The following is a 26758-nucleotide window of genomic DNA, read 5'->3' as shown; positions in this document are numbered from 1 at the left end:
CAATTACCATTCTTTATGTTTGTCCATAATTTAGCCAAATAACATTAATTTTGCCCTAATACCATTTGGTTTTATGGCTGCTAGTTATGGATTTCTGAAACTCTTTACCAATTAGCGTTTCACAATCCAAAATCTAAAATCTAAAATCCAAAATGGCATGAGTGCGAATTTTTCTTTTCAATGTCTTGCTTGCTGTAGTCAAACCAAAGCTAGAGCAGGAGTGTTTTTCACCCCTCACGGTCTTGTAGAAACCCCCAGATTTATGCCAGTGGGAACGCTGGCAAATGTCAAAACTATCACGCCATCTCAGCTGCGAGATACTGGGGCGCAAATGATCTTATCCAATACTTATCATCTTCACCTACAGCCAGGGGAAGCTATCGTGGCTGGGGGTGGTGGGTTGCACAAGTTCATGGGTTGGAACGGCCCAATGCTCACAGATTCGGGTGGGTTTCAGGTCTTCAGCTTAAGCGAGATGCGAAAAATTACTGAAGAAGGTGTAACTTTCCGTTCACCCCATGATGGACGAATTATTAACTTGACACCAGAACGCTCTATTGAAATTCAAAATACTTTAGGGGCCGATGTGATTATGGCCTTTGATGAGTGTCCGCCTTACCCAGCGACTCGCCAAGAAGTAGAAACCGCAACTGAACGCACTTACCGCTGGTTAGAACGCTGCATGACGGCTCATCAACACAGTGAACAGGCGTTGTTTGGGATTGTGCAAGGGGGCGTGTATTTAGATTTGCGTTGTCATGCGGCTGAAGCTTTGGCTAAGTTGGATTTACCCGGATATGCCATTGGCGGGGTGAGTGTGGGAGAACCACCAGAATTGATGGCTGAAATTGTCAAAGTGACCGCACCGCTTCTACCGCCCGACAAGCCGCGTTATTTGATGGGTGTGGGTACTTATCGAGAAATGGCGATCGCGATCGCATCTGGTGTAGATTTATTTGATTGTGTAATTCCCACCCGCTGGGCGAGACATGGGACAGCAATAGTCAAGGGCGGACGCTGGAATTTAAAAAATGCTAAGTTTCGTGAAGATTTTACGCCATTAGATGAAACTTGTCCCTGTTACACTTGTCAAAATTTCAGCCGTGCTTACATATCTCATTTAGTGCGATCGCAGGAAATTTTAGCTTATACCTTGTTGAGCATTCACAACATTACCGAACTAATTCGCTTTACGCAGCATATTAGAGAAGCAATATTGAGCGATCGTTTTGCCACAGAATTTGGTCACTGGCTCAACTCATCTGAACCAGCACCAGATGAAGGGGAAATTACAAATGACTATTGACAAATGATCAAGACTCAAACCATGTTAAGATACTTCTCAATTATGAAAGCTGTGTTGGATAGGTGGATTTAAACAAACATGGAAGCAGCACTTTTATTAGCAAAACTGCCTGAAGCTTACCAAATCTTTGATCCTTTGGTGGACGTTCTCCCAGTCATCCCTGTATTCTTCTTGTTACTTGCCTTTGTTTGGCAAGCAGCCGTGGGATTTAGGTAAGTTAATCTATTTTTCAATTTATAGGACAGGTACTCTACCTGTCCTATTTTTTGTGATGCAATGTTTTGCAAAGTTAATATTTATTAATATTTTGTAATGAATTAGTATAATAACTAAGATGTGAATCAAGCCATGTCAATATGAAGCCTTGAAAGCCAAGCTTAGAGTCAAGGAGGAATCAGTTATGGGTAATATCAAATTCGTTAAAGAAAATAAAGAAGTCGTGGCGGCAGATGGTGCTAATCTCCGGCTCAAGGCGATACAAAATGGTATTGACATATATACATTCATTGGCAAGATGACCAACTGCGGCGGTAATGGTCAATGTGGTACTTGCATTGTCGAGATAGTTGAAGGATTAGAAAATCTTTCCCCCCGCACAGACGTAGAAAACCGGAAATTCAAGAAAAAGCCAGAAAATTACCGCCTTGCCTGTCAAACTTTAGTGAATGGCTCAGTTAGCGTAGTCACAAAACCTTAACAGTACCGGAAGTCCCCACCCTCAACTCTTAGTAGGGTGGGGATGAATAGCGGGGGTTGAGGATTGCATCTAGAATTGATTTTAAACGAAGAGTCAAAACAAATTCGCTTATGGATGACGAATCCTGCTTGTTTTCCTGGTAAAATACCCAATATCTTGACCATCAATGCCATAAGCGAAAACCAAGCTAATTAGGTATATGTTGCAAGTAAAAAATTTGGGTCTTGGGAACCAGGACTCCTGCCCTTGGAGGGAATATAAGACCAAAAAAACTGCGGAGTTTTTAAGGCTGTTCCCGATGAATTGGGAAGCTCAGACTTCAGCCGTAGGCAGGTCTGAGTAGTTCACGTTTTCACAATTTGTATCCAGTCAGTAGTCAAAATACTTACCAAAATTGAGTTTACTCATTTTGAATTTTGAATTTTGAATTTTGAATTTTGAATTGGTATAACTCTGTCATCGATGATGCTATCCTAATGTTGTTGACTGGAAATTCAAGAGAGGTTTTCTTGCCATGCAAGTTAATGACCTGGGGTTCATCGCGAGCATTTTGTTCGTACTTGTCCCCGCTGTGTTTTTACTAATTCTTTACATCCAAACTGCTAGCCGCGAAGGTGGAAAAGATAGTTAAGAGTTTGTGTATAAAATAAATAACCCCTGCACCAATAGTGTAGGGGTTTTTATTTATCAAACGTTAATTTAGCACTATCTCCTTTAGAGGATGTTTGAAAAGTCATGATTGATGTATAAAATTTTTTTACCCCACCCTAGCCCTCCCCTTATAAAGGGGAGCCACTGCGTTGGGCGGCTTCGCCGACTTGAAGCATGTGGCGTGAGGGAACTGGATTTTATTGTTTCCCCCCTTTATAAGGGGGGACTAAGGGGGGTAATAATTCGATTAAAATCACAACATACTACTTTTCAAACAACCTCTTAAGCGATTGTCCGCGCCAACAATACCGGACAAGTGGCATTAACTCGAACATAGTCAGACAAGGAAGAACCAATGAGTCTATCTATGTCAACAAAACTCTTAGCGATGGATGGACGACGATCTGGAGAACCGAGTAATAATAAGTCTATATTTAACTCTTCTGCCAATCGACAAATTTCTTCACCAGGTTTGCCACTGCTGATATAAGAACGAGATTGGATGCCCTGTTTTTCAGCTTCGGCAACGGCGGCTGCCAAAACTGGATTCTTGTCTGAGTTAACCTGAGTTATTTCCGATTTTTTACCGCCTAAATCTGTACTAATATTTGCCAAAATTAACTCGCCACCCTGAATATCTCGCAGTAGAAACAGTGCCAATTTTAAGCAGTTTTTTGATGAATCTGAATTGTCGATTGCCACCATAATCCGCTTAATTCTTTTGACGTAAATATCATCTTTCACCAGCAACATGGGGCGAGAAGATAGTTGAAAAACATACTGACTGACTGAGTTTGATAAAATCGATTGCAGCCGCTTCAGTCCGCGTGAACCCATAATAATCAAGTCAGCGTCGATTTCATCAGCTACTTGGCAAACTACATCTTTGGGATCGCCTTCGCGCAAAATTGAAGAAACCTCGCTAGGATCTAAGTTCAAAGTTTGAATGGCGTTCGCCAGAATTTTACCACCATTTTCCCATTTACTTGTCATGGTAGCAGCGGTACTTTGCGCTTGAACAACATGCAAAATTGTAACTTTTGCAGATTGAATTGAAGGGATTTCTTTTAGGGTTTTGAGCATTTCTTCTGCGTGTCCCAATCCCGATACAGCTAGCAAAATTCTTTTTATCATCTTACGAATTTTTGTTAAGTTTACTTTTGTTTTCGCTGTTATTAACTGGCTCAGGTCAGATTTTAACCGCCTTGCTCGACAACCTAGTTAGTAATTAGGCACAAACAAACTTTATTTTTTAGTATTTAACCCTCAAACAAATGGCAAAGTATAAGAAACTCAACAAATGTTTAAGTCTATTTGCACCTAGTTACTTAAATTTTCAACTAGATTTCAATTATTAAGCATACTCTCAATTTAGCCTGAAGAACTTAATAAATTATGATGTTAGTTATCATTTTTAATCTATGTTCACTTTTTGTAATTAGAAGTTAGTTAAGTATTGCAAAGAAATGCCAAAATAATTCTTTAGGAAGATTGATTCAGTGTAATTTCTAACAGGCGATCGCTTCTGGCTTGAATAGTCTACACTACTCCTAGATTTCCCATATTCTCAGATTTTTTTAAGTCTCTTGCAGTTTTTGTAACTCAGATAGGATTGCTATATCCAAACAGCAAAAAAATACGGGTGTTCTAATAGTTAAAGTCATATTTAATACTATATTAAAACCCCCCAGATTCTATTTGGGGGGTTTGATTGATTACTTGTGAGGTTTGCTTAACTTAGATGTGCCCCTGGTTGTCCGTTTTGGACTACAAAGGAAGCTAGGGTTTTAATAGAAGCATTCAAGTCAACAATGCTCGATACCACGCGGTAGTCACTTTGCCAGCGTTGTGGAGTAAGTTTGCAGCGGACGTATCCCCGGAAAGCACCGTCAAAGAACTTAGTATGAGGATTGTTGGCTAGGGAAGCTTGAACTGGAGCAATGAATTGGGCAGGAAAGTCAGAGGTAATTGAAGTTCCTACGAACTCAGTGCCTACCGTCGGTGAGTTTGGGTTCTTAAAGTCAAGCTTTAGGTCGTTTACCCAACTAGAATGAATGTCTCCGGTAATCACCACTGGATTAGAAGGTTGGCGCTGGTTTAAAAAACTCAAGAGCCGATTACGTGCAGCTACGTAACCGTCCCACTGATCCACATTGAAGACACCTAAACCGGGATTACTATTAAAATTGTACTCGGCTAGTATAGTCTGTTGAGCAATCACATTCCAGCGCGATCGCGATTGGTCTAACCCTTTTTGTAGCCACTGCTCTTGTTTTGAGCCAGTCATCGTAGCATTTGGATCAAAAGCTTCGGGGCAGCGAGGTTTCAGCCCATCATCACAAGGTTGGTCACTGCGGTACTGCCTGGTGTCTAGTACATTAAACTCAGCCAAATTACCGTAGGTGAACCGCCGATAAAGCAGCATATCTGGGCCATTGGGCAATGAAGACCGACGTAAAGGCATGTGTTCGTAGTAAGCCTGGTACGCATTGGCTCGGCGCTTCCTAAAAGCCTCTTGGGTTTGGTTATCTTCCGGGATTAAGTTGGCGTAGTTATTGTCAACTTCATGATCATCCCAAGTGACAATCCAAGGAAAAGCCGCATGAGCAGCTTGGAGATTCAAGTCAGTTTTGTACAGGGCGTGGCGATCGCGGTAGTCGGAAAGAGTTACAATTTCTGGACTATTATGCTGGCGGGGCCCACCAGATTGTGGGCCATATTCGTAAATGTAATCACCGAGATGAACCACAAGGTCGAGGTTTTCATCAGCCAAATGCCGATAAGCCGTATAGTAGCCATTTTGCCAGTCTTGACAGGAGACAAAAGCAAAATTTAATTGTTGGATAGAGCCATAAAACGCTGGTGCTGTCCGAGTCCGCCCAACGGGGCTAGCTTCTCTACCCGCTTGAAATTGATACCAGTACCAACGGTCAGGGTCTAGTCCACGGACATCAACGTGAACTGAGTGTGCTAATTCTGGTGTCGCCAGCACCGTTCCTCGACGCACCACCTGTCTCATGTTTTCATCAAGGGCAACTTGCCACCGCACTGGAACATTTACGACTGGCATTCCACCTCCAGAAAGTGGATTTGGAGCTAGTCGTGTCCAGATCACAACACCATCCGGTAAAGGGTCGCCAGAGGCAACACCAAGACTGAATGGATAGCCAGAAAACCTTGAATTAGCTGATACTGGATGCCATTGACTAGCGATTGTTAACCCCGTTAAGAATCCTGCACCCAACAAAAAACTCCGCCGTCTGCACCGATTTGCTAATAGGCGCGTGCCATCCATAAGTTCCATATTCACCCCTACCCAGATGTAAATACAGTTGGCATTCAGGAGAGTCAGTTGTCCAAAGCACAAATAATGCTTGATTTGACTGATTTCTCAATTGCCTGCTCAACCAAATACAACGAACCTAGCAACCTCGGATCAAGCAGAAATTAAGATTTTGTTAACTTTAAGATTGGATTGGGGCATTGGACATGAGGGATTCAGACCCCAACTACAGCAGTTTGCTTTTTAAGTAAGCGACAAAATGCAGGACTCACGCATCAGATATAAAGAGTTTCTATCTCCTGCCTCCTGCCTCCTGCCTCCTGCCTCCTAATTAAAATCTGCCATTTCCCTGAACAATATGCTTGACGGTGGTCAAGGTTTCCAGGCTGATAAATCCCCGGCGATGACCTTTTTGGTTAGACATACCGAGAAACACGGAATCTCCCCGCGAGGGGTTGCGGGAAAAACGCGGGGAAGTGTTGATGTAGGTAGAGGCACTGTTAACTCCTAAAGCAAACTGGCGACTTTCCTGGTAGGATTCAGTCACGATGGAGTCGGCATGACCACTGCTGTATTGATTAATCCAAGCGATCGCACCCTCTAAGCTATCCACTAGTTTAAAAGCTACTGTCCTCGTTAAATAAGGGTTTCCCCATTCGCCTTCCTTCACCAACTGCAATTGGGGAAAAGCTTCTACTAGTTCTGCATCTCCTTTAATTTCAAAGCCTTTTTCCATCAAGCTATTCCACAGAACTGCTAAAGATGATGGCAAGGCTTGACGATGAATTAGTACCTTTTCAATGGCGTTGGCTTGATCGGGTTCACTTTGATGGCTATCAAGAATCATCCAGCGCACCATTTCCAAGCTGCTATTTAGCGACCAGTAGAGATAACAGTTACCCATCGCTGACTTTAAAACTGGGCAAGTTGCTTGTCGTACAACCTGCTGCACTAAGCTGGGACGTCCGTAGGGAATCGCTAAATTCACGTACTCGTCTTGGGTAACTAAATCCCGAATTGAAGCACCATGTTCTGCTGTGATCAGTTCTACACAACCTGGTGTTAGACCAACTTCTGCGATCGCATTTTGCAATACCTCAGCGATCGCAGCGTTAGAGTGGCTAGCTTCAGTACTACCTTTGAGAATTATACTATTGCCAGTTTTGATACAAAAACCCGCTGCGATCGCTCCTAAATCGGGGAACGCCTCATAAATAAATCCAATCACTCCCAAGGGCATTAACTGGGTGTAACTTTGGGAATCTTCCAGTTGATAATCGGCGGTTCTGACGCGCCGCAGCGGATCTGATAATTCCCCCAACCGTTGTAAAATGTCCACGGTCGTCTCTAGCCTTGTGGGAGTCAGCTTTAGCCAATCCAATATCAACTCTGGCACTGCCATTTCCCGACTGGCTTCTAAATCCAAGGTATTGGCTTCTAGAATGTCGTCAAATGAGCGCTCAAGAGCCTGTGCCATCGCCAATACTGCACGACTCCGGTCTGCTCCCTTTGTGATCCCCAACTTTAGGGAAGCTTGATAGGCTCGTTGGGCACTAGTAATCGGTTCGGGGTGGTCATCCAAAACTTCAACAGTCATTGAGTTAACGTCTGTAGGTAAGCCAGACCATTAGTGCTGGCAGAATAGCTAATAGCACCGCCACCATTGCCCAAGCAATAATACTGGAACTATTTGCCAATCGCAGTGCTAATGGCAGCCATATAATCACTAGCACGAAAATAATGCCAAGTGCTATAGGCAGATAGCTTTCTCCCAAGCGGGGATGGACAACATGCCAACTATTTCCCATCCAACGCCAAGCCCGCTTGTAGGGATAGGTGGTAGAAAGCTGTTCTAGGACATGACCATTATCTTCTACTACAAAGATTTGCTGACAGCGATCGCAACCAAATGCTTCTGTCAGCGTAATCGGAATTAACTGACCCCGGCGACGACAGGGACAGGGGTATTCGGTATTGAAGTCGATTTTTTCAGGTTTTTGAGATTGCACAAGCGTTCTAATAACTTGAGCGTGTTTTACACGAACTACGAGAATATAATGTCTTGGTAAATGCCTGATAAGGCTTCTTTCTTTATATAGATAGACAGGCGATGCAAATATCGCCATGATTGCAAACAGTAGATGTAGCTAACTTAAGGTATCCTAATTGCCATATCAGTACGGGGTTCTCTGTTTGTAGTCTTTCCCCATAGCTGACAATCTTATTGAAAAATTTCCTTCTCTTCATCTGTCGCTTTCAAGGTAAGTGGTTGCGTTTTTGGGCATTTATTATGCTGACACACCTGGTACAATTTTAAGCCTACGTGGCGACCACTCCTAAAACAAATCGTTTGGGAAGGCTACGCTGATAAACAACAGACACCAATAAACCCGCTAATTTTCCTTGGGGTTACTATATATTACTATCCAACTATCAAGGTTAGATCGGGATTATCTCCAATCTGTATTCCTTGCATCTCATCAGCATTTCAAGAGCGGAAATTGGCAAAACATCCAGAGAATGTGTGTGACTCTTTGCCCAAATAGATTGTGGCTCACTTCACTGCTAAAAGACGTTTTGCACCTGACAACACTATTATTTAAGTAGCCACCTTTAGTCCAGTGTAATACACCCTATAGGAAACAAATTGATTACACCTATAAAGATTGTAGTCAAGCTAATGAATATCTAAACTATTGTGAAGCTGAGTTTTATATTTCTTAGCGAGTGGGTGACACAATTTGAGTGGGCAATATTCAAATTGGGAGAGTAGACGATTTGTTTACTCTATCTGTCCACAGGATTGAAGAGTGAATCGACGAACACTGAAATGCACCCTAAAAACACTAAACCCCTTAGAATTTTTTAACTCTAAGAGGTTTTAGTTGGAAGCGGGTGACGCGATTCGAACGCGCGACATTCACCTTGGCAAGGTGACGCTCTACCACTGAGCTACACCCGCAATCAATTGCCATATATCAATATCTCAGATTTATCCTTAATTGTCAACCCCTTAATTTATTTAGTCATTAGTCATTGGTCATTGGTCATTAGTGAATAACAAAGGACAAATGACTAATGACGCCCTAGCCTAGTTCTTCTGACTCCGCAGTTAAATTGCCGATGCTGGCACCTTGAAAAGAGGCTGGCAAAGATTGGCTATTACGAGAATATGGCTCTGCCAGGTTAGAACGCAGTTGCCGCATGAGGCTTGCCATTTCTAGGGCATTCAAGGCATAATCCCAACCATGATTACCTTTGATGCCTGCCCGTTCTAAGGCTTGCTGCATAGTATCTACTGTCAAAATGCCAAAAATCACTGGCACTCCAGTTTGAAAGCTAGCGGCGGCAATGCCTTTAGAAACCTCGGCGGATACGTAATCAAAGTGGGGTGTTTGCCCTCGAATAACTGCACCTAGACAAATTACAGCATCATAACGATGGGAAAGTGCTAGTTGCCGAGCTACTAAAGGTACTTCAAAACTTCCTGGCACCCAAACATAGTCCACCTGATTACCTTGCGGGTTAGGATCTACACCGTGGCGTTTCAAACAATCTTGACAACCCTCTAGCAGCTTTCCGGTAACGAGGTCATTGAATCGACCAATAACCACTGCAAAACGCAAAGGTTCCGTTTGAGTAAAAGTTCCCTCGAAAACTGCCATGACTGCCTCTTTATCAACTATACTTCTGGCCAATATACATTTCTTATTTAAATTTAGAGGAGCAGGAAAGCCCAGTCAGGATGAAGGAACCAGGAAAAAGAAAAAATTTCTTGTTTCCTTTAACCTTTGACCTTGGCTTTTCTGCTCCTCTAGTTCTTATATTATGTGCCTGCGCCAGAGCGAAGCCGTCGCCTACACGACAAAAAAGTTTAACAAACCAACTAAAAACACCAAACCAATCCAGACACCAGAGCCAACCCAGAGCAGTTTTTTAGAATCATTCCAATTTTGGGGAGTGGCGTAAGCAACAGGAACCCCAACAACTAGGACAAAGGACAATAGGACTAGACCTATCAAGGCAAATTGAAATATTATGGTCATTTTTGCTTCTCCCAATACAGCGAAATAGTGATATGTCCTACATTAACAGTAAGCTGTACAGTGTAGGCTTCTCAGTGACTCCTGCGATCGCATAGGACATTTCCTGAGCTTTAGTTTTATGTCCCCGTGATACCCCAACGGAGACAATTTGATTTTTTCTTCCTTTCGTACCCCACAAATTTTACGACACAGGATGAATTGCTTATGACTTTTGCACTGATGTGTCAACCAATGGTAAATTTGCTTTCTTTGAAAGGATGCCTACTCGTTTCCCGTTGTCCAACGTTTCACGTAGGTTTCCCAGAGGGCTGTCTAGAGGTGTATCAACGACCGTGGCGGCGAGTAACCAATTAAATCATACAACGCCCCGATCATCTATATTCAGAATATTTGACAATTACAGTGCTGACTTTCAGGGCTTAAGGGTGAGGCTTCTGCCCATTTTAGCTAAAGGGCGACACTGACACTTTTTTCTTGTTTTTAAGCTACCAGAAACTACAACATCTTAGTCATTTGTTCTTTGTTTAAGTACCAATGACTAATGACTACTTAACTATGGATTTAATTCTTTGCCACACGACAGCAGATTTTGACGCATTAGGAGCAGCAGTAGGGTTAACGCGCCTACTACCGGGAAGTAAGATTGTGCTGACTGGCGGTTCTCACCCTCCTGTACGGGATTTTTTAGCATTGCATCGGGATGAATATCCGCTAATTGAACGGCGTTCGGTGAATGCTGAAAAAATTCGTTCTCTGACTGTGGTGGATACGCAACAGCGCGATCGCTTGGGTAAAGCTGCTGAGTGGTTATATTTACCCAATCTCAAAGAAATTATAGTTTATGACCATCATTTAGGACAAGAATCAGATATTCCCGCGACGCAATCGCATATTGACTCAGTAGGAGCTACCACAACTTTAATTGTGGAGCAATTGCAACAACAGGAAATTTCCCTGACTCCTGCTGAAGCGACTGTGATGGCTTTGGGTATCCACGTTGACACTGGCTCCTTGACCTTTGACCAGTCCACACCACGGGATGCTTTAGCTTTGGCTTGGTTGATGCAACAAGGTGCAAGTTTATCGGTAATTTCTACTTACCGTGACCCTGGCTTGTCTTTGCAATTGCAACAGTTATTAACTGAATCTCTAGAAAATTTAGAATATCTTTGCCTGCGTGGATATACTGTTGCTTGGGTAACTCTAAGAACTAAAAATTTTGTGCCTGGATTATCGAGTTTGGCATCGGAACTCGTGGAATTAACCGAAATTGATGCCCTACTGTTGGCTAATGAGTATCTAGGTAAAGGGGATTCAAGTTTAAGTGTGATTGGGCGATCGCAAATTCCCAAGACGAATCTTAACCGATTATTCCAACTCTTGGGTGGTGGCGGTCATTCACAAGCCGCATCGCTAAATCTAAGGGGAGTTGATTCGCAAGCAATCTTAAAACAACTCCTTGACGGGATAAAAGCGCAAATTCCCCATCCCCCCACCGCGAGGGATTTGATGTCTTCTCCTGTCCGCACGATTCTCCCTGAAACCACAATTGCTGAAGCACAACGCATTTTATTACGCTATGGACACTCTGGTTTATCTGTAGTTGATACTCAAGAGCAACTAGTAGGTATTATTTCGCGCCGAGATATTGATATCGCCTTACATCACGGATTTAGTCATGCGCCAGTTAAGGGCTACATGACAAGAAATCTGAAAACAATTACACCAGATACGACACTGCCACAAATTGAGTCGCTGATGGTGACTTATGATATCGGACGCTTGCCAGTATTGGAAAATGGGCAGTTAGTTGGTCTTGTCACTCGTACTGATGTCTTGCGGGAATTACATCAGGAAAGGGATGAAGATGGAGAAGAGGAAAAATTCAAAATTCAAAATTCAAAATTCAAAATTCCTCTTAGCACTGAGTTGCAAAATAAACTTGCTCCTCAGTTATGGCAATTACTCACCATCGCATCGCAAGAAGCCGAAAAAAGGGGTTGGCATCTTTATTTAGTAGGAGGTGCGGTGCGGGATTTGCTGTTAGCTAAGACAGCAGGTAGCTTGATAATTAACGATATTGACCTAGTAGTTGATGGCTTTCACAAATCAGCAGATGTTGGCGCTGGTGTGGAACTAGCAAAAGCACTCCAACAACTTTACCCTGCGGCTCGTTTAGAAATCCACGGGGCTTTTCAAACTGCGGCTTTGTTGTGGCACAAAGACCCAGAATTAGATTCTCTTTGGGTAGATATTGCCACCGCTAGAACAGAGTTTTATCCTTACCCGGCGGCGAATCCAGAAGTTGAGGCGAGTTCGATTCGTCAAGACTTGTATCGTCGAGATTTTACCATTAATGCGATCGCTTTGCGGCTTACTACTCCCCGTGCTGGTGAATTACTCGATTTCTTTGGGGGATTACTCGATTTACAAGCTAAACAAATTCGAGTTTTACACGCCAACAGCTTTATAGAAGACCCCACCCGGATTTATCGCGGTGTGCGGTTTGCTGTGCGCTTCGGATTTCACATAGAACCGCAAACTGAAGAGTTTATTCGCTATGCGATCAACAGTGGTGTTTACGATCGCACTTCCCAAGAGAATACCAAAACCCCAGCCCTACAAACTCGACTGAAAACAGAATTAAAACACATCTTAGAAGTCCCCTACTGGAAATCGGCTTTACAGTTACTCAATAATTTAGGGGCATTGCAATGTATCCATCCTACCCTGAAGCTAGATGTGGAAGTCCTACAACAATTACGTTTGCTAGAACGCTGTTTGCGGCGATTTGATGCTGAACAAACCCTCATCCATTGGGAAATGCGCTTAGAAACGTTAATCGCCTATTTAGCACCACAATATCGGGCGAAAGTAGCAAAAAATCTGCAACTACAAGAAGATGGCATTAAACGCTTGCAAAACTTGGCTTCTGCCCAATCTGAGATGATGCAATCTTTGCCTAAATGTCAAAGTCCCAGTCAAGTAGTACAGCTGTTGCGAAAGTACGATTTACCACTGCTGATTTTAATCGCTGTGCAAAGTCCGCGATCGCTTAGACATCAGATTTGGGAATATTTAACTGTTTGGGCGAATGTGCAGCCACTATTGAATGGTAATGATTTAAAAAAACTTGGTTACAAACCAGGGCCTCAATATCGGCAGATATTAGATGATATGCTTGCTGCTACCTTGGATGGAATAATTAAAGATAAGACTGAAGCTGAGGAGTTTTTAGCACAACACTATCCTAAATGAAATAGTGAAGCGATCGCTCATATATTTGTGGAGTGTTGAGCAATAGATTATAAATTCAAAAGGCGATCGCAGTAGTCTAAATTGTATCTGGGTCAATATTTAACTCCCGTAGTTTTGCTGCTAAACGTTCTGCTTTTTGTTCAGCTTGTTCTGCTTGTTGTTGTGACTGTTCTGCCTTTTGTTCGGCTTGTTCTGCCTTTTGTTCGGCTTGTTCTGCCGTTTCCTCAGGTGTTGGTACTAATTGCCCATCTCGTGTAAAAAACCGCAATAAACCTTCATAAACTCCCAAATATAACCCTAGCTGATGACTCCACAAATATCCTTGTTCACTTACTTGTAGAGGTTGATATTCTCCATCTACTAAATGAAATCCCGCAAATTCTTGTGTGTAAGGGTCAAACCAAAAATAATCGAGTGTGCGGAAAGTCTGTTGATAAATTGTTTTCTTTAAACCTTTATCAGTATTAGCTGTTGAGTTAGACAAAATTTCTAAAATTACATTCGGATATTTGCCATCTTCTTCCCAGACTACCCAACTTTTACGGGTTTTGCGTTCAGTTCCCAAAACTACAAAAAAGTCTGGCCCTCGGAAGTATTCTGATTTGCGTTGGCGCGGACTGTAATAAATAGTCAGATTTCCCGCCGCATAGAAATCATTTCGATCTCGCCACAACCATTCCAGACATGTTAAAAGTAGGATTATTTGCCGTAAATGCAGTTCGCTTTCCAAGGGAGGCTCATCACTATATAAATCGCCAGGGGGAAATATAACATCTTGGCAGATGCCTTCTTGAAAATCTAATTCTTGAGCTATAGTCATAGAATGGATACGGCATCAAGTAGTTCTGGATTTATTTTAGCAGTGTTGTAGTTAGCTATGCGTAGCTAACTGTAAAAGATTTAAATAAAATTAGTTTTATAAAACTAATGTTTCGAGTTTTGCCTGTACTTCTTCTATTAAATCTTGTGAAACACTTTCAACAAATTTTGCCCTTCTAGCTTGCCAAGATAATGTTTTAATTTGGTCAGCTAACACAACTCCTTTTGTTTGCATTCCCTCAACAAGTGGAACTTCAAACCTAAGCCCTTTTGCTTTGCTGGTTATAGGACACGTTAAAACTAAAGAAGCTATTCGATTGTATTGAATTGGAGATATAACAAGAGCAGGGCGGTAGCCCCTTTGCTCCCGCCCTTGCTGTTGTAGTTCATTGTTCAATGTTATAGCAATGTCATTAAATGACATTCCTGAGTTGTAAAGGGCAAATGCACGCTGGATTGAATCAGCCGTAAACTGCTGTTCTGATCCAAATTCTAATTTGATAATATCTCCTCTTTTAGGAAAGTATTGATTGACTACCAATGCTCATTCCCCACAGCATTTCCAGTTTCAAATTCTGGATGAAATTTATCAGGAGTCATACCTTCAAGCAATTCATCAAGCGTATACTTTTTTCTTTTTCGTGGTGTGAAGATAAGACTGCTACCTTCCACAGTAATATCCATACCTGTCCCTTCAGTTATATGTGCTTGTTCAGCTACCGCTTTTGGAATCCGAATAGCTAAACTATTTCCCCATTTAGCAACAACTGCCGTCATAGCTATCTCCAAATATTTTGTTAGCGAGGTACACGCCCGAACTTTAGATTTTCGGAGTGAAACACTTTTAAAAATTTGTCTAACGTATATACTTTGAAGATACATTTTTTATTGCTGGGTGTCAACACACCCTTGGAAGGAAGCCAATCGTTGATGGCTGAATGCAGCGCTGCACGTTGCGGTAACTTCCGACTTCAACTTACAGCAACACGGCTAGTTAGTGGAAGCTGGAAGCCAAGAGTTGGAAGTTAGGAACTTCCAGAGAATAAAATATACAGTTATTCAAACAAGGTTCAGATATTTGTAACTGGAGTTAAAACGCTTATGCCTTGGTTTGTAAAGATTGAAGAAGGCAAAGTCGATAAACCTACCTTTGACCAATACGTACCTGCCCACAAAGCCTACATTCAGGACTTGATTACTAAAGGACACAAAGCCCGAACAGGCTATTGGGCGGAGCAAAGAGGCGGGATGTTGCTGTTTGAGGCAACCTCAAAGGCTGAAGCAGAAGCGATTGTAGCTGATGACCCGTTGGTGAAACACGGCTGCGTCACCTATCAACTTTATGAATGGCGAATTGTTATGGAATAACACACACTTACTGGATTTTAATGCTATGCTTTTATAAGACCTGGATCTATGCGATCGCAACACCCAAATCTTGTCAGAACCGGAAGGTAGCAGCAACACGGGAGGCTTGTGGTAGGCGTAGTCTCCGGGTCGCCCTATTTTTAGGAGCGGTCAGCAACAATGCCTGGTTTTGGAGATATTGTTCAAAAAGCTTTTTACCTCGGTGTTGGATTAGCTTCTTACGCAGGTGAGAAAGCAGGGGGAAAATTAGCCCAAGTGCGATTGCAAGTCCAAAAACTGGCAGATGAAATGGTTGCCAAGGGCGAAATGAACACCGAAGAAGCCCGCCGCTTCGTTGAAGAGATGATGAAGCAAGCCCAACAAGCCCAACCATCTGCTGAAACCTCTGAGACAACACCCCCTTCTGAACCTCGCCGTATTGAAATTTTAGAGGACGATGAAGAACCAACGGTGAAAGAGGCATCAACTGATGAGAATGTAGATAAGTTGCGCCAAGAAGTGCTAAACCTGCAAGACGAGTTAAAACGATTGCAACGCGATCAATAAAAAGCATTCTTTGATCGAAATATTAGCAATCAGTGGCATCTTGACATGACACTTCGGATAGAAACTTGATAAGATACATTGCCTAGTGTGTAATTTAGTGCTTCAAGCCAGATAACACAAAGCGTCCTGTTTATAGCCTGCAAAGGTGTCAAGTTTATGGAACAGTGGCAAAAAGATTTAGTAGAAATCGTTGAAACGGTGGCTGATGAAGTAGAGCGTTTCTTCCTGGGAATGGGTGAAGTGGTAGACGCATTTTTTGAGTTAACGGAAGAAGTCACTGAGCAAGTACACAGTAACATTTTCACTGAAGTCGATCAGTATTTACAGGATTTGGCTGAACCAATGTTGGAGGCTTACTGGGAACTGGAAGACATTGTAGCAGATGTAGATCCGGGTTTTCCCTATTCAGTTGAACCCACAGCCGAAAAAAATCCTGCTTGTATTGGTTGTACTCACTATCACGGTCAAGTTTATGGTGGTAATTTGTTAGTTTGTGCCATGCATCCCAACGGTTGTGAAGATGAGAATTGTCCAGATTGGCAGAAGGAAGAGTATTGAGGGGGAGTTAGGAGTTAGGAGTTAACAAGCTATAACAATTACTAAAAGGGTGTAAAGACGGCTAAAATAACCAATGACAAGTGAAAACTGACAAATGACAACCGATAAATTATCTGAAAGTGCATCTCAGGCAAGCCAAGAAATGAAGTATGGCGAACGCGACATTGCGGAAGGTAAACTAATTACTTTTCCGAATCCGCGTGTGGGCAGACGATATGACATTAACATTACTTTGCCGGAATTTACCTGTAAATGTCCGTTTTCCGGTTATCCTGACTTTGCGACAATTTACGTTAGCTATGTACCTGATGAACGGGTAGTGGAATTGAAGGCACTCAAACTTTATATTAATAGTTACCGCGATCGCTATATTTCCCACGAAGAGTCTGCTAATCAAATTTTGGATGATTTTGTAGCTGCTTGTGATCCGTTGGAAGTCACTGTGAAAGCGGATTTTACACCTCGCGGTAATGTACATACTGTGGTTGAAGTACGTCACCAAAAGTAAGGTAAGTTTTAAACGCAAAGGGACGCGGAGGAAATCGCAGAGGAACGCGGAGGATTACTTTGCGTTCCTCTACTTTTAAACTTCAATCGCCGTTTCTTTTTCCTCACCTTTTGGTTGTGAACTTAGGCGATCTAAAATTTCTAAAACTTCTTGTTCAAAAGCAACTTGGGCGCGATTAGTTTTGCCACCAACATATAAGCGATCGCCTTTTTGTAATGCCCATATTTGCGAGTGGGAAAAGTAACTCATCACCACACCCAGCATTAGCAAACCAAACCCTGTGTAAACAATTGGGATGCCTGGATCGGCTTTAATTTGTAAGCCAGTGCTACCAATGACATCCAGAATTTTCAGCTTCACGCCATTGATTTCGGTGAACATCCCAGTACGGACTGTATCAACGAGTTTGCCAGTGGCATCATAAATTAATACCATTCCTTGCAAGTCTTTCGCTAACAGAGAGACACCCTCACTCAAATCCGGTTTAGTTGGAACCCAGGTTCCCCAAATGCGCCCGTTACCGTTGGTGTTCAATTGCGCCATCGGTAGCTGAAAAACGGGGCTGTTGTTAAATTGGACGCGAACACCTGCAATTCCCCAATCAGTTTGATAGAAAGTTACGCCATGATAGCGCAGAGGTTCGTTGACAAAAATTTTCTTATGGTCAACTTCCTTTCCCTGATTATCCAAGACAGACATATCTGAATAAAATTGATCAATGCCGCCAGATGGAGTGTAGTCAATCCAAAAACGATTGACGCGCACAGACCAATCTTTAGGGACTTGGGCTGCTGCTAAAGGGCCAGCATCGACAATATTTGTCACTTTAAATGTATCGCCACTGGCAACCATTTCTTGAGCCAGAAACCCAGTCATCGCCCCCCAAATTCCCCCTAGCAAAATAGCGACGATGCCAATATGAACGATAATTGGGCCGATGCGTCCAACTATTCCCTTGCGGGCGTAGAGGAGATTTGCTTTTTCTGGATCTGGAAAAATTTTATAGCGGTGTTTCTGTAATATCTGGTTTAAGGAATCTAGGGAACCAGTATCTAGTTCTGCACTCAAAGCTAACTTTTGAAATTGCCGTGGTTCTTCGTAATATTTCCAGCGCTGGGCAGCTTTTAAGGCTGGTAACTGACGGGTAAATGAACAAGCAGTTAAGCTAGTGCCAAATAAAATGAGTAATGCCAGAAACCACCAGGTACGATACACATGGTCTAATCCGACTACCTGAATTACCTTCCAAGTTAGGAAACCAAATAAAGCTGGATGTTCTGGGTAGTTGGCTTGGTAAAATGCGGGTGATTGACCTTGCTCGATTACAGTACCAGTGGAGCTAAAGATGGCAATCAATAGCAGTAGTGCGATCGCTAGTCGTAAGTTGGTCAGTACAGGCAAAAGCTCTTGGCGTAAGAACTTCCCAGGTATCGCCCACCATTTTAATTCTTTGGACGCTGAATCTTCTAAAGTCATTATGTGTAAAAGCTAACAAAGCATTGATATTAAAAACTGCCGAGGGGAATCCGAGAAATTAAGGAAAATACACCGAATCCTACCAATAGTGCCCCACTAACTGGGTTAATCCAACCAGACCAGCGACGCAATTCCAGTAATTTTTTAATTGAAGCTGTAAAAGTACCCGCCAAAATCAACGGTGCTACATAACCGGCTGTATAAGAAATTAGCAAAACAGCGCCTAAAATTAAGTCTTGTGTACTAGCAATCCAACTTAACAAGCTGGCTAAAACAGGCGTGCTACAAGGGGATGCCACTAAACCGAAAGTCAGTCCCAGCAAATAGGAACGCAATCCGGCTGGCAAATCTGGCGAAATCCAATTGGTTTCATTCAAGGATGGAAATTGTAGAGGTAGTGCTTCTAATAAGTTCAGCCCCATGAGAATGGCGATAATGCTGACGATAATCGGCAAACCAATTCCCACTTGACCATAGACTTTTCCTACTAAACCTGCTATAATTCCCAATCCTGCCAATGTCGTTGCTAATCCGAAAGCAAACCAAGTTGATTGGGCAGCTGCTTGTAAGCGGCTTTTGGCTTCATAACCGCCGATGTAACCAATGGTAATTGGCAGCATAGAAAGCATACAGGGTGTGAGACTGGTGAGCAAGCCAGCGGCAAAGATGATACCAACACTCACCATGCTAAGGTGTGTCAGTTGGTTAGAAACGAGGCTGTTGGCAAATTGTTCTAATTGGTAAATTTGGGTTTGCAGGTTATCAAACATGGGGAGTCTCTGAGCGGGAAATGCTTACTCTGCTTGAATTTTAGCCTATTTTTGCTTTTTGAGTCAGCAGAAGTGATTATCCGAACCTGACATCATCTAAATTTCATCTGCCCAAGGAAATGTATCTAAAATACAATAATTAAGCTCGGATTATCCCTGAAGAAGCAGGGCTGGAGTATTTGGCATGATGATTGCATTACCCGGATTTAAAATTGTCACTTTGTTAAAAGCAGGGGTAAAAGCAGTCATATACCGGGGAATTAAGGTTAAAGATCAGTGTCCGGTAATTATCAAAGGGCTACGTCCAGAACAGTGTACACCCAATAATATTGAACAACTCAAACACGAATATGCGATCGCTCAAAGGTTAAACACCACAGCAGCAGTCAAAGCTTACGCCTTAGAGATGCACCAGGGAATCCCTTATTTAATTATGGAGGATTTTGAGGCGCGATCGCTCGACCAGTTCATAAACCAATTTCAACAGCCTGTTCCGTTTCTGAAGATTGCTATTGAAATCACTAGCAAACTCGCACAAATTCACACTCATCAAATTGTCCACAAGGATATTAAGCCGCAAAACATTTTAATTAACCTCGAAACTAATCAGGTAAAAATTTCCGATTTTGGAATTGCTGCCTTCATTCCCTACCAGCAGCAAATAGTTAGCAGTTCCAGTTGCATTGAAGGCAGTTTACCTTATTTATCACCTGAGCAAACTGGGCGGATGAATCGAGGAATTGACCATCGCAGCGATTTGTATTCGCTGGGAGTTACCTTTTATGAGATGCTCACAGGTCAGCTACCATTTCAAGGCAAAGACCCCTTAGAGTGGGTGCATTGTCATATTGCCAAATCTCCACTATCTCCGAAAAAGCTAAACTCTGATATTCCTCAAATACTTTGTGACATCATCATGAAATTGCTGTCGAAGGTTGCAGAACAGAGGTATCAGAGTGCTTTAGGTTTACAACTTGATTTGGAAAAATGCTTAAAGCAATTGGAGACAACTGGACAAATTCAATCCTTTGTTTTGGGTGAACAAGATATCTCAGAGCGCTTTCAAATTCCTCAAAAATTGTATGGGCGAGAACTAGAGATTGCCAAGCTTTTACAAGCATTTGAGCGAGTTGTTAGCCAAGGAAAACCAGAAATAGTGTTCGTTTCTGGTTATGCTGGCGTTGGTAAATCAACTCTTGTGAAGGAGATTCACAAGCCCATTGTTAGGGAACGCGGGGTTTTTATCTCTGGTAAGTTTGATCAGTATAAACGAGATATTCCTTATTCTACAATTGTTCAAGCTTTTCAAACATTAGCTCGACAAATTTTAACTGAACCAGAAGATAAACTTGCTACCTGGAAAAAGCAAATACAAGCAGCATTAGGGAACAATGGCAAACTAATCACAGATGTAATTCCAGAAGTTGAACTAATCGTTGGAAAACAGCCTCATATACCAGAGTTGGGGCCTGCCGAATCTAAAAATAGATTCAACTTGGTGTTTCAGAAATTCATCAGCATCTTTGCTCAAAAAGAGCATCCACTCACTGTTTTTTTAGATGATATGCAGTGGGCGGACACCGCTACTTTGAATTTAATTCAAACTATTATCACTGGCTCTAGTATCCAGTATCTCTGCTTCATTTTGGCGTATCGAGATAATGAAATTGATGTTCTACATCCCTTCAATTTGATGATAGAGAAGGTTCGCCAGTATGGAGCAAGAACGACTGAAATTCTGCTGACACCGTTGAATCCTATCTATGTCAATCAGTTAATTGCTGATACCTTACATAGTTCAGCAGAAAAAGTAGAAACTCTTGCTCAATTAATTATCCGAAAAACTGACGGAAATCCTTTCTTTGTCAATGAATTTCTCAAAATATTACATCAAGAAAATCTGCTGAACTTTAATCATCAAGATGGTGTTTGGCAATGGAATCTATCTGAAATTGAAGCCCAAGGTATTACAGATAATATTGTCAATCTCATGATTGGGCGGATGCAAAAACTTCCACTTGCGACTCAACAAGTGCTGAAGTTAGCCTCTTGTATTGGTAATCGCTTTGATTTAGAAGTTTTAGCACTTGTTGGAGAACAATCTATTGAAAAAACAGCAGATGCACTTGTTGAAGCAATTTTAAGAGGATTAATTATCCCTATAGAGTCAGATGAAAGTACCCAAAAAAACTATCGTTTCTACCATGACAGAGTTCAACAAGCGGCTTATGCCCTAATTGCTGATGAATCAAAGTCGGCAGTGCATCTGAAGATTGGGCAGCTTTTGCTGAAGAATGCTAGTTATGAACAAGTGAATGAGCAAATTTTTGATTTGGTCAATCAACTCAATCTCGCGGTGGATATAATTATTCAACAGAAAGAAAAAGATGAATTAGTACGATTGAATTTAATTGCTGGAAAGAAAGCAAAAGCATCTACAGCCTATACTCCTGCTAAAAAGTTTTTTAGTGTTGCCATGCATCTTTTAGATGAGAATGCCTGGATAGAACAATATGAACAAACGTTTATTTTATTTAGAGAATTAGCTGAATGTGAATTCTTAACAGGCAATTTAGAACAAGCGGAAAAATTATTTGAACTACTATTTAGTAAAGCGGAATCATATATTGAAAAAGCCAATATTTATATACTGCAAATCAGACTCTACCAAGTTGCAGGTAGGTATGAAGAGGCATTGATATTAGGATTAGCAGCTTTAAAAATTTTTGGTGTGATATTTCCTGATTCAAATGAGCAAATTCAAGGTGCGATCGCAGTTGAAAAAAAACAGGTATTAACCAATCTAGATAAGAGACAGATTTCTGATTTAATTGATGCTCCATTAATTCAAGACCCCAATATTCAAACAGTAATTAGTTTGTTGACAACTTTGGGGCCACCTACTTATCTCGGTAGACCTGATATTTTTCCTTTAGTTGTACTCAAAGCTGTTAACTACTCACTCAAGTTTGGTAATACAGAAGACTCCTGTTTTGCTTACAGCATGTATGCGATGTTGTTGGTTTCTATCTTCCATGATATTCCTACAGGCTACGCATTTTCTGAGATGACGATTCAATTGAATGAAAAGTTAAATGATTTGAAACTTAGAGGAGTTGTTCTACATATTCATGGAAGTCATATTAACGTTTGGTGTAACCATATTGCCACCGATATTCCCTTTTTAGAGCGGGGATTTATTGGCTGTGTAGAAGCAGGTGATGTGACGATGGCAAACTACAACGGTTATCAAGGAGCGTGGCAAATTATCCAGTTAGGCTATCCACTTTCAGAGACATACAAATCTCTAGAAAAATACACCGCATTTGCCCATCAGTCTAAACATGAGGCTGTCTATCAGACAATCAGACTACAGCAGATGCTACTGATGAATCTGCGCGGACTAACTCACCAAAATCTGACTCTAAGTGATGATAGTTTTGATGAGTCACGCGCTTTATCTATTATTACAGATGCAGGGTTTGTTAGTGGAATTATTTTTTATTACATTATCAAATTAATTATCTTTTTTACATATCGACAGTATATAGAGGCTCTTAATTGTGCCTTAAAATTATCCAATTTTCCAGTTACGACACTGGCATTACCAATTGAAACAGATTATGTTTTATATTACTCATTAAGTCTAACGGCTCTTTATCCAACAGTCTCTTCTCAAGAGCAAAAGCTGTTTTTACAAACCCTAGAATCACATCAGCAACAATTGCAATATTGGGCTAAACACGGCCCTGAAAACTTTTTACATAAATCTCAATTAGTAGCTGCTGAAATAGCTCGAATTGAAGGTCGGGATTTGGAAGCAATGCGCCTGTATGAGCAATCAATTACTTCAGCCCGTGAGCAGGGATTTATACAATATGAAGCTTTAGCTAATGAGCTAGCTGCTAACTTTTACTTTGAGCGAGAGTTTGAATTAATTGCCAAAACATACTTAGAAGTAGCTAAAAATACTTATATGCGTTGGCAGGCATTTGCTAAAGTCAAGCACTTAGAAGAATCCTATCCTCAACTATTGCCACAACAACAGCTTGTCTCTAATGGAACGTTTATTACCACAGGTGAGCATTTAGACTTTTTGTCAATAGTTAAAGCCTCTCAAACTATATCTAGTGAAATTGTTTTTTCGCGGTTGTTGAAGACATTAATGCAAATTGTCGTTGAGCAAGCAGGAGCAGAAATCGGTTATTTATTGCTAGAACACGAGCAAAATCTGGTGATTGAAGTAGAAGCGAAGGTTAATCACCAAGCAGAAAAGCTCAATGTTTCTCGACTTGTATTAGAGAGTGAAATTTCACAAGTTATTCCTCAATCAATGCTGAATTATGTTCAGCGCACTCAAGAAATAGTGATTTTGCAGAATGCCACCGAGCAAAATCTGTTTTCAAAAGACGATTATATAATTCAAAAGCAACCTAAATCTGTACTTTGTTTGCCGATCGCCCGTCAGTCGAAATTACTTGGGATTTTATATTTAGAAAATAATTTAATCTCCAGTGCCTTTACACAGGACAAACTTTCTGTACTGGAAATTTTGACGGTTCAAATTGCTATTTCTCTAGAAAATGCTCGTCTTTATCAAGGTTTGGAAAATAGCCAAGCACAACTCAACCTGGCGTTAAAATCTGCTCAAATCGGTGTTTGGAGTTGGGATATCGCCAGCGATCGCTTTGACTGGGATGAGCAGATTTATCAACTATTTGGGCTGACGCCGGAAACCTTTGCTGGCACTTCTGAAGCGATTTTAGCTCGTCTGCATCCAGATGATCGAGAATTCCTAGCTCAATCCTTAAGTCAAGCGATTAACGAAGGCTTGGAGCATGATTTAGAATATCGAATTATTTGGGATGACGGCAGTATTCGTTACTTAGCCTGTCGGGGAAAAGCCTTTTTTGAAGATGCGGGTATTGCCACACACATGAGTGGTATTGTGCTTGATATCACGGATCGCAAACAATCTGAAGCCAAACGTATCCAACTAATTCAAGAGCAAACCGCCCGACAGGAAGCAGAAGCCGATCAGCAAAGAGCAACGTTTTTGGCTCAAGTCAGTGCAACCCTCGCCTCTTCTCTTGATTACGAAAGTACGTTAGCAAGTGTGGCTAACCTGGTGGTACCTTACTTGGCCGATTGGTGTGCCGTTGATCTGTTGCAAGATAATCAATCAATTAATCGGGTAGCAGTTGCTCACCGAGATCCAGAGAAAGTAAAACTCGGTTGGGAACTTTATCAACGTTATCCCAGAAAGTTGGATGAACCTCAAGGTGTGCCTAAAGTGCTGCGTACAGGAATTGCTGAAATGGTAACTGAAATTCCAGATGCGGCTTTACTAAAATACATCTTAGACGCAGAACATCTAAGAATTGTGCGTGAACTTGGTTTAAAGTCATGTATAATCTTGCCCTTGGTGGCACGTGAAAGAATTTTTGGTGCAATTTCCTTTTTTACTGCTGAATCAGAACGTCGTTACAGCACGGCTGACTTGTCATTAGCGGAAGATGTTGCCCATCGAGCTGCGATCGCGATCGATAATGCCCGCCTTTACCAAGAAGCGCAACAAGCACAAAAAACGGCAGAATTAGCCCTAGAGCGCATTGCCCGTCTCCAATCCATCACAGCTGCTCTTTCAGAATCACTGACACCAGCCCAAGTATCTGAAGTAATTGTAGAGCAGAGCATGGCTGCCTTGGGAGCCACTTCTGCCCTCGTCGCCTTGGTGAATGAAAGTAAAACTGAACTGGAAATTGTGCGTGCGGTTGGTTATAACCAAGATTTGGTGGATAGTTGGCGTCATTTTGCCATCGATTCACCTTCTCCTCTAGCAGAAGCAGTGCGAACTGGGAAAGCTATTTGGGCTGAACCAACAGAAAATCGGGTTGCTCGTTACCCACATTTATCCCAAATATATGCCCAATATGACTTTAAAGCCTGGATTTCTATTCCATTAATGGTAGAGGGTTCGGCAGTTGGAGGTATAAGTGTGGGATTTACCCAGCCTCAACAACTTAGTGAGGAAGATCAAGCGTTTCTCTTGGCTGTAGCCCAACAATGCGCCCAAGCGATCGCTCGCTCCCATCTTTACGAAGCCGAACGAACGGCACGAAGCGCTGCTGAATCAGCAAACCGCATCAAAGATGAATTTTTAGCGGTGCTATCCCATGAATTGAGAACACCACTTAACCCGATTCTGGGTTGGGCAAAACTGATGCGGAGTCGCAAGCTTGATCAAGCAACAAGCGATCGCGCCCTCGAAACCATTGAGCGCAACGCCAAGTTACAAACCCAATTAATTGAAGATTTGCTTGATGTCTCCCGCATCCTTCAAGGTAAACTTATTCTCAACTTCGGCCGAATTAATTTGGTATCAGTGATTGAAGCTGCGATCGAGACAGTGCGTTTGTCAGCGGAGGCTAAATCTATCCAGATTCACAGAAGTCTTGAATCTGGTGTTGGGGAAGTTTTAGGTGATGCTAATCGATTGCAACAAGTAATTTGGAATATTCTTTCCAATGCCATTAAATTTACTCCTATTGGAGGAGAAGTAAAAATTAAATTAGAGGAAGTTGGCTCACAGGTAGAAATCCGTGTAACTGATACAGGGAAGGGAATTGCACCTGAGTTCTTACCTTATGTTTTTGATTATTTCCGTCAAGCTGATGGTGCTACAACTCGAAAATTTGGCGGTTTAGGTTTAGGATTAGCGATCGTTCATCATCTCGTAGAACTTCACGGGGGAACTGTTCAAGCAGAAAGTCTGGGGGAATCTAGAGGAGCGACTTTCACCGTCAGACTTCCATGCATACAGAATGAAAGCAAGGGAATCAAGGATGCAAAAGATAATTCCGCAGTTGTGGCGGCTCAATCCTTACCTCTGTTTGGTTTAGAGATTCTCGTGGTGGATGATGATGCAGATATGCGAGAGTTTTTGCCCTTTATGCTGGAGCAGTATGGTGCAACTGTTACGGTTGTCGCCTCAGCCATTGAAGCTTTAAATTCACTGAGTCAATCCCAGCCAAATATAATTGTCAGCGATATTGGGATGCCAGAAATGGACGGTTATATGCTGATGCAACAGATCAGGAGTCTGGAACCAGAGAAAGGTGGGACTATTCCAGCGATCGCTTTAACTGCTTATGCTGGTGAGATGGATCATCAGCAAGCGATCGCTGTCGGATTTCAAAAGCATATTTCTAAGCCTGTAGATCCAGAAGAATTGGTGAAGGCGATAACATCATTAAGTAAAAGTTTGTAGTAATTGGACTCAACTGAGAAGCACTATATAAACTAAATAAAAAGCGCTCCCCTTTTGGAGAGCGCTTTCTAGTGTGAATCACTTAGCCTATAGAGATTTTTTAGGAAAGCGCAAAATTTTAAATCAAGTAAGGTGTGTGATCGCCGACAGTACGGCACTACCTCAGATTTTAGATGTCTTACGGAAATTCATCACTAACACA

21 protein-coding genes, 1 tRNA gene and 1 other RNA gene are annotated in these 26758 nt (G+C 41.9%); 11 read left to right on the top strand and 12 right to left on the bottom strand.

Annotated elements, in window-relative coordinates; all coding sequences use genetic code 11:
* Positions 1-157 precede the first annotated feature (157 nt).
* The 4 genes from tgt to psbM all read left to right on the top strand — a co-directional run bounded on the left by tgt (position 158) and on the right by psbM (position 2634).
* Positions 158-1306: a tRNA guanosine(34) transglycosylase Tgt gene (tgt, locus tag A4S05_RS26415; RefSeq protein WP_069072756.1), complete on the top strand. Its 1149-nt coding sequence runs from the start codon at positions 158-160 to the stop codon at positions 1304-1306.
* A 78-nt stretch (positions 1307-1384) separates the two neighbouring features.
* Complete coding sequence (locus A4S05_RS26410) at positions 1385-1522, top strand: photosystem II reaction center protein K (RefSeq protein ID WP_006195022.1); 138 nt, start codon at positions 1385-1387, stop codon at positions 1520-1522.
* A 184-nt stretch (positions 1523-1706) separates the two neighbouring features.
* Positions 1707-2003: a 2Fe-2S iron-sulfur cluster-binding protein gene (locus A4S05_RS26405; protein WP_069072755.1), complete on the top strand. Its 297-nt coding sequence runs from the start codon at positions 1707-1709 to the stop codon at positions 2001-2003.
* 514 nt (positions 2004-2517) lie between these two features.
* On the top strand, positions 2518-2634 hold the full coding sequence (psbM, locus tag A4S05_RS39420; protein ID WP_084227279.1) for a photosystem II reaction center protein PsbM: 117 nt from the start codon (positions 2518-2520) through the stop codon (positions 2632-2634).
* 302 nt (positions 2635-2936) lie between these two features.
* Here psbM and A4S05_RS26400 read toward each other — a convergent pair whose 3' ends face one another.
* The 7 genes from A4S05_RS26400 to psbZ form a co-directional block, all read right to left on the bottom strand.
* Entirely contained in the window at positions 2937-3788 is an 852-nt protein-coding gene (locus A4S05_RS26400) for a universal stress protein (protein WP_069072754.1), read from the bottom strand.
* A 598-nt stretch (positions 3789-4386) separates the two neighbouring features.
* Positions 4387-5958 (bottom strand): alkaline phosphatase D family protein, encoded by a 1572-nt coding sequence (locus tag A4S05_RS26395; protein WP_069072753.1) that lies wholly within the window; start codon positions 5956-5958, stop codon positions 4387-4389.
* A 310-nt stretch (positions 5959-6268) separates the two neighbouring features.
* The gene (locus A4S05_RS26390; RefSeq protein ID WP_069072752.1) at positions 6269-7534 is read right to left on the bottom strand and encodes a glutamate-5-semialdehyde dehydrogenase; all 1266 of its coding nucleotides are present in this window, start codon (positions 7532-7534) and stop codon (positions 6269-6271) included.
* 4 nt (positions 7535-7538) lie between these two features.
* Positions 7539-7946 carry a hypothetical protein gene (locus A4S05_RS26385; protein ID WP_069072751.1) on the bottom strand — a complete coding sequence of 136 codons (408 nt, stop codon included), beginning with the start codon at positions 7944-7946 and terminating at the stop codon, positions 7539-7541.
* Between the two features lie 881 nt (positions 7947-8827).
* A tRNA-Gly gene (locus tag A4S05_RS26380) sits at positions 8828-8899 on the bottom strand.
* 124 nt (positions 8900-9023) lie between these two features.
* Positions 9024-9602: a 6,7-dimethyl-8-ribityllumazine synthase gene (ribH, locus tag A4S05_RS26375; RefSeq protein WP_069072750.1), complete on the bottom strand. Its 579-nt coding sequence runs from the start codon at positions 9600-9602 to the stop codon at positions 9024-9026.
* A 192-nt stretch (positions 9603-9794) separates the two neighbouring features.
* Entirely contained in the window at positions 9795-9983 is a 189-nt protein-coding gene (gene psbZ, locus A4S05_RS26370; protein WP_069072749.1) for a photosystem II reaction center protein PsbZ, read from the bottom strand.
* 555 nt (positions 9984-10538) lie between these two features.
* Here psbZ and A4S05_RS26365 point away from each other — a divergent pair.
* Positions 10539-13241, top strand: coding sequence for a CBS domain-containing protein (locus tag A4S05_RS26365; RefSeq protein WP_069072748.1), 2703 nt, complete (start codon positions 10539-10541; stop codon positions 13239-13241).
* 76 nt (positions 13242-13317) lie between these two features.
* On the opposite strand, the gene A4S05_RS26360 is transcribed toward A4S05_RS26365, so the two are convergent.
* From A4S05_RS26360 to A4S05_RS26350, 3 genes are all read right to left on the bottom strand, one after another.
* Positions 13318-14061, bottom strand: a complete 744-nt coding sequence (locus A4S05_RS26360; RefSeq protein ID WP_069072747.1) for a Uma2 family endonuclease — start codon at positions 14059-14061, stop codon at positions 13318-13320.
* 96 nt (positions 14062-14157) lie between these two features.
* A complete protein-coding gene (locus A4S05_RS26355) occupies positions 14158-14601 on the bottom strand; it encodes a type II toxin-antitoxin system PemK/MazF family toxin (protein ID WP_069072746.1) in 444 nt (147 codons plus the stop codon).
* Complete coding sequence (locus A4S05_RS26350; protein ID WP_069072745.1) at positions 14595-14837, bottom strand: AbrB/MazE/SpoVT family DNA-binding domain-containing protein; 243 nt, start codon at positions 14835-14837, stop codon at positions 14595-14597. The genes A4S05_RS26355 and A4S05_RS26350 overlap by 7 nt, the downstream gene beginning before the upstream one ends.
* Before the next feature lie 324 nt (positions 14838-15161).
* Between A4S05_RS26350 and A4S05_RS26345 the strand changes: the two genes are divergently transcribed.
* From A4S05_RS26345 to queF, 5 genes are all read left to right on the top strand, one after another.
* Entirely contained in the window at positions 15162-15428 is a 267-nt protein-coding gene (locus tag A4S05_RS26345) for a YciI family protein (RefSeq protein WP_069072744.1), read from the top strand.
* Between the two features lie 37 nt (positions 15429-15465).
* An RNA gene (gene ffs, locus A4S05_RS26340) (signal recognition particle sRNA small type) lies at positions 15466-15562 on the top strand.
* Between the two features lie 25 nt (positions 15563-15587).
* Positions 15588-15974, top strand: coding sequence for a phasin family protein (locus tag A4S05_RS26335; protein WP_069072743.1), 387 nt, complete (start codon positions 15588-15590; stop codon positions 15972-15974).
* A 156-nt stretch (positions 15975-16130) separates the two neighbouring features.
* Positions 16131-16532 (top strand): hypothetical protein, encoded by a 402-nt coding sequence (locus A4S05_RS26330; RefSeq protein ID WP_069072742.1) that lies wholly within the window; start codon positions 16131-16133, stop codon positions 16530-16532.
* A 94-nt stretch (positions 16533-16626) separates the two neighbouring features.
* On the top strand, positions 16627-17040 hold the full coding sequence (queF, locus tag A4S05_RS26325; RefSeq protein ID WP_069072741.1) for a preQ(1) synthase: 414 nt from the start codon (positions 16627-16629) through the stop codon (positions 17038-17040).
* 75 nt (positions 17041-17115) lie between these two features.
* Here the strand turns inward: queF and A4S05_RS26320 are convergent, their stop codons facing one another.
* Positions 17116-18516: a cytochrome c biogenesis protein gene (locus tag A4S05_RS26320; protein ID WP_069072740.1), complete on the bottom strand. Its 1401-nt coding sequence runs from the start codon at positions 18514-18516 to the stop codon at positions 17116-17118.
* A 29-nt stretch (positions 18517-18545) separates the two neighbouring features.
* Complete coding sequence (locus A4S05_RS26315; protein WP_069072739.1) at positions 18546-19286, bottom strand: cytochrome c biogenesis protein CcdA; 741 nt, start codon at positions 19284-19286, stop codon at positions 18546-18548.
* A 184-nt stretch (positions 19287-19470) separates the two neighbouring features.
* Between A4S05_RS26315 and A4S05_RS26310 the strand changes: the two genes are divergently transcribed.
* On the top strand, positions 19471-26556 hold the full coding sequence (locus A4S05_RS26310; protein ID WP_069072738.1) for an AAA family ATPase: 7086 nt from the start codon (positions 19471-19473) through the stop codon (positions 26554-26556).
* The last annotated feature ends 202 nt before the right edge of the window (positions 26557-26758 follow it).

Origin of the sequence: Nostoc sp. KVJ20, assembly GCF_001712795.1 — a bacterium.
Lineage (GTDB): Bacteria > Cyanobacteriota > Cyanobacteriia > Cyanobacteriales > Nostocaceae > Nostoc.
The sequence above is the reverse complement of the archived record's forward strand: the minus strand, read 5'-3'. Positions and strand labels throughout refer to the sequence as shown.

Coding starts and splice junctions, on each gene's coding strand:
- tgt (WP_069072756.1), top strand. CDS start 158: ATGAGTGCGAATTTTTCTTTTCAATGTCTTGCTTGCTGTAGTCAAACC.
- A4S05_RS26410 (WP_006195022.1), top strand. CDS start 1,385: ATGGAAGCAGCACTTTTATTAGCAAAACTGCCTGAAGCTTACCAAATC.
- A4S05_RS26405 (WP_069072755.1), top strand. CDS start 1,707: ATGGGTAATATCAAATTCGTTAAAGAAAATAAAGAAGTCGTGGCGGCA.
- psbM (WP_084227279.1), top strand. CDS start 2,518: ATGCAAGTTAATGACCTGGGGTTCATCGCGAGCATTTTGTTCGTACTT.
- A4S05_RS26400 (WP_069072754.1), bottom strand. CDS start 3,788: ATGATAAAAAGAATTTTGCTAGCTGTATCGGGATTGGGACACGCAGAA.
- A4S05_RS26395 (WP_069072753.1), bottom strand. CDS start 5,958: ATGGAACTTATGGATGGCACGCGCCTATTAGCAAATCGGTGCAGACGG.
- A4S05_RS26390 (WP_069072752.1), bottom strand. CDS start 7,534: ATGACTGTTGAAGTTTTGGATGACCACCCCGAACCGATTACTAGTGCC.
- ribH (WP_069072750.1), bottom strand. CDS start 9,602: ATGGCAGTTTTCGAGGGAACTTTTACTCAAACGGAACCTTTGCGTTTT.
- psbZ (WP_069072749.1), bottom strand. CDS start 9,983: ATGACCATAATATTTCAATTTGCCTTGATAGGTCTAGTCCTATTGTCC.
- A4S05_RS26365 (WP_069072748.1), top strand. CDS start 10,539: ATGGATTTAATTCTTTGCCACACGACAGCAGATTTTGACGCATTAGGA.
- A4S05_RS26360 (WP_069072747.1), bottom strand. CDS start 14,061: ATGACTATAGCTCAAGAATTAGATTTTCAAGAAGGCATCTGCCAAGAT.
- A4S05_RS26350 (WP_069072745.1), bottom strand. CDS start 14,837: ATGACGGCAGTTGTTGCTAAATGGGGAAATAGTTTAGCTATTCGGATT.
- A4S05_RS26345 (WP_069072744.1), top strand. CDS start 15,162: ATGCCTTGGTTTGTAAAGATTGAAGAAGGCAAAGTCGATAAACCTACC.
- A4S05_RS26335 (WP_069072743.1), top strand. CDS start 15,588: ATGCCTGGTTTTGGAGATATTGTTCAAAAAGCTTTTTACCTCGGTGTT.
- A4S05_RS26330 (WP_069072742.1), top strand. CDS start 16,131: ATGGAACAGTGGCAAAAAGATTTAGTAGAAATCGTTGAAACGGTGGCT.
- queF (WP_069072741.1), top strand. CDS start 16,627: ATGACAACCGATAAATTATCTGAAAGTGCATCTCAGGCAAGCCAAGAA.
- A4S05_RS26320 (WP_069072740.1), bottom strand. CDS start 18,516: ATGACTTTAGAAGATTCAGCGTCCAAAGAATTAAAATGGTGGGCGATA.
- A4S05_RS26315 (WP_069072739.1), bottom strand. CDS start 19,286: ATGTTTGATAACCTGCAAACCCAAATTTACCAATTAGAACAATTTGCC.
- A4S05_RS26310 (WP_069072738.1), top strand. CDS start 19,471: ATGATGATTGCATTACCCGGATTTAAAATTGTCACTTTGTTAAAAGCA.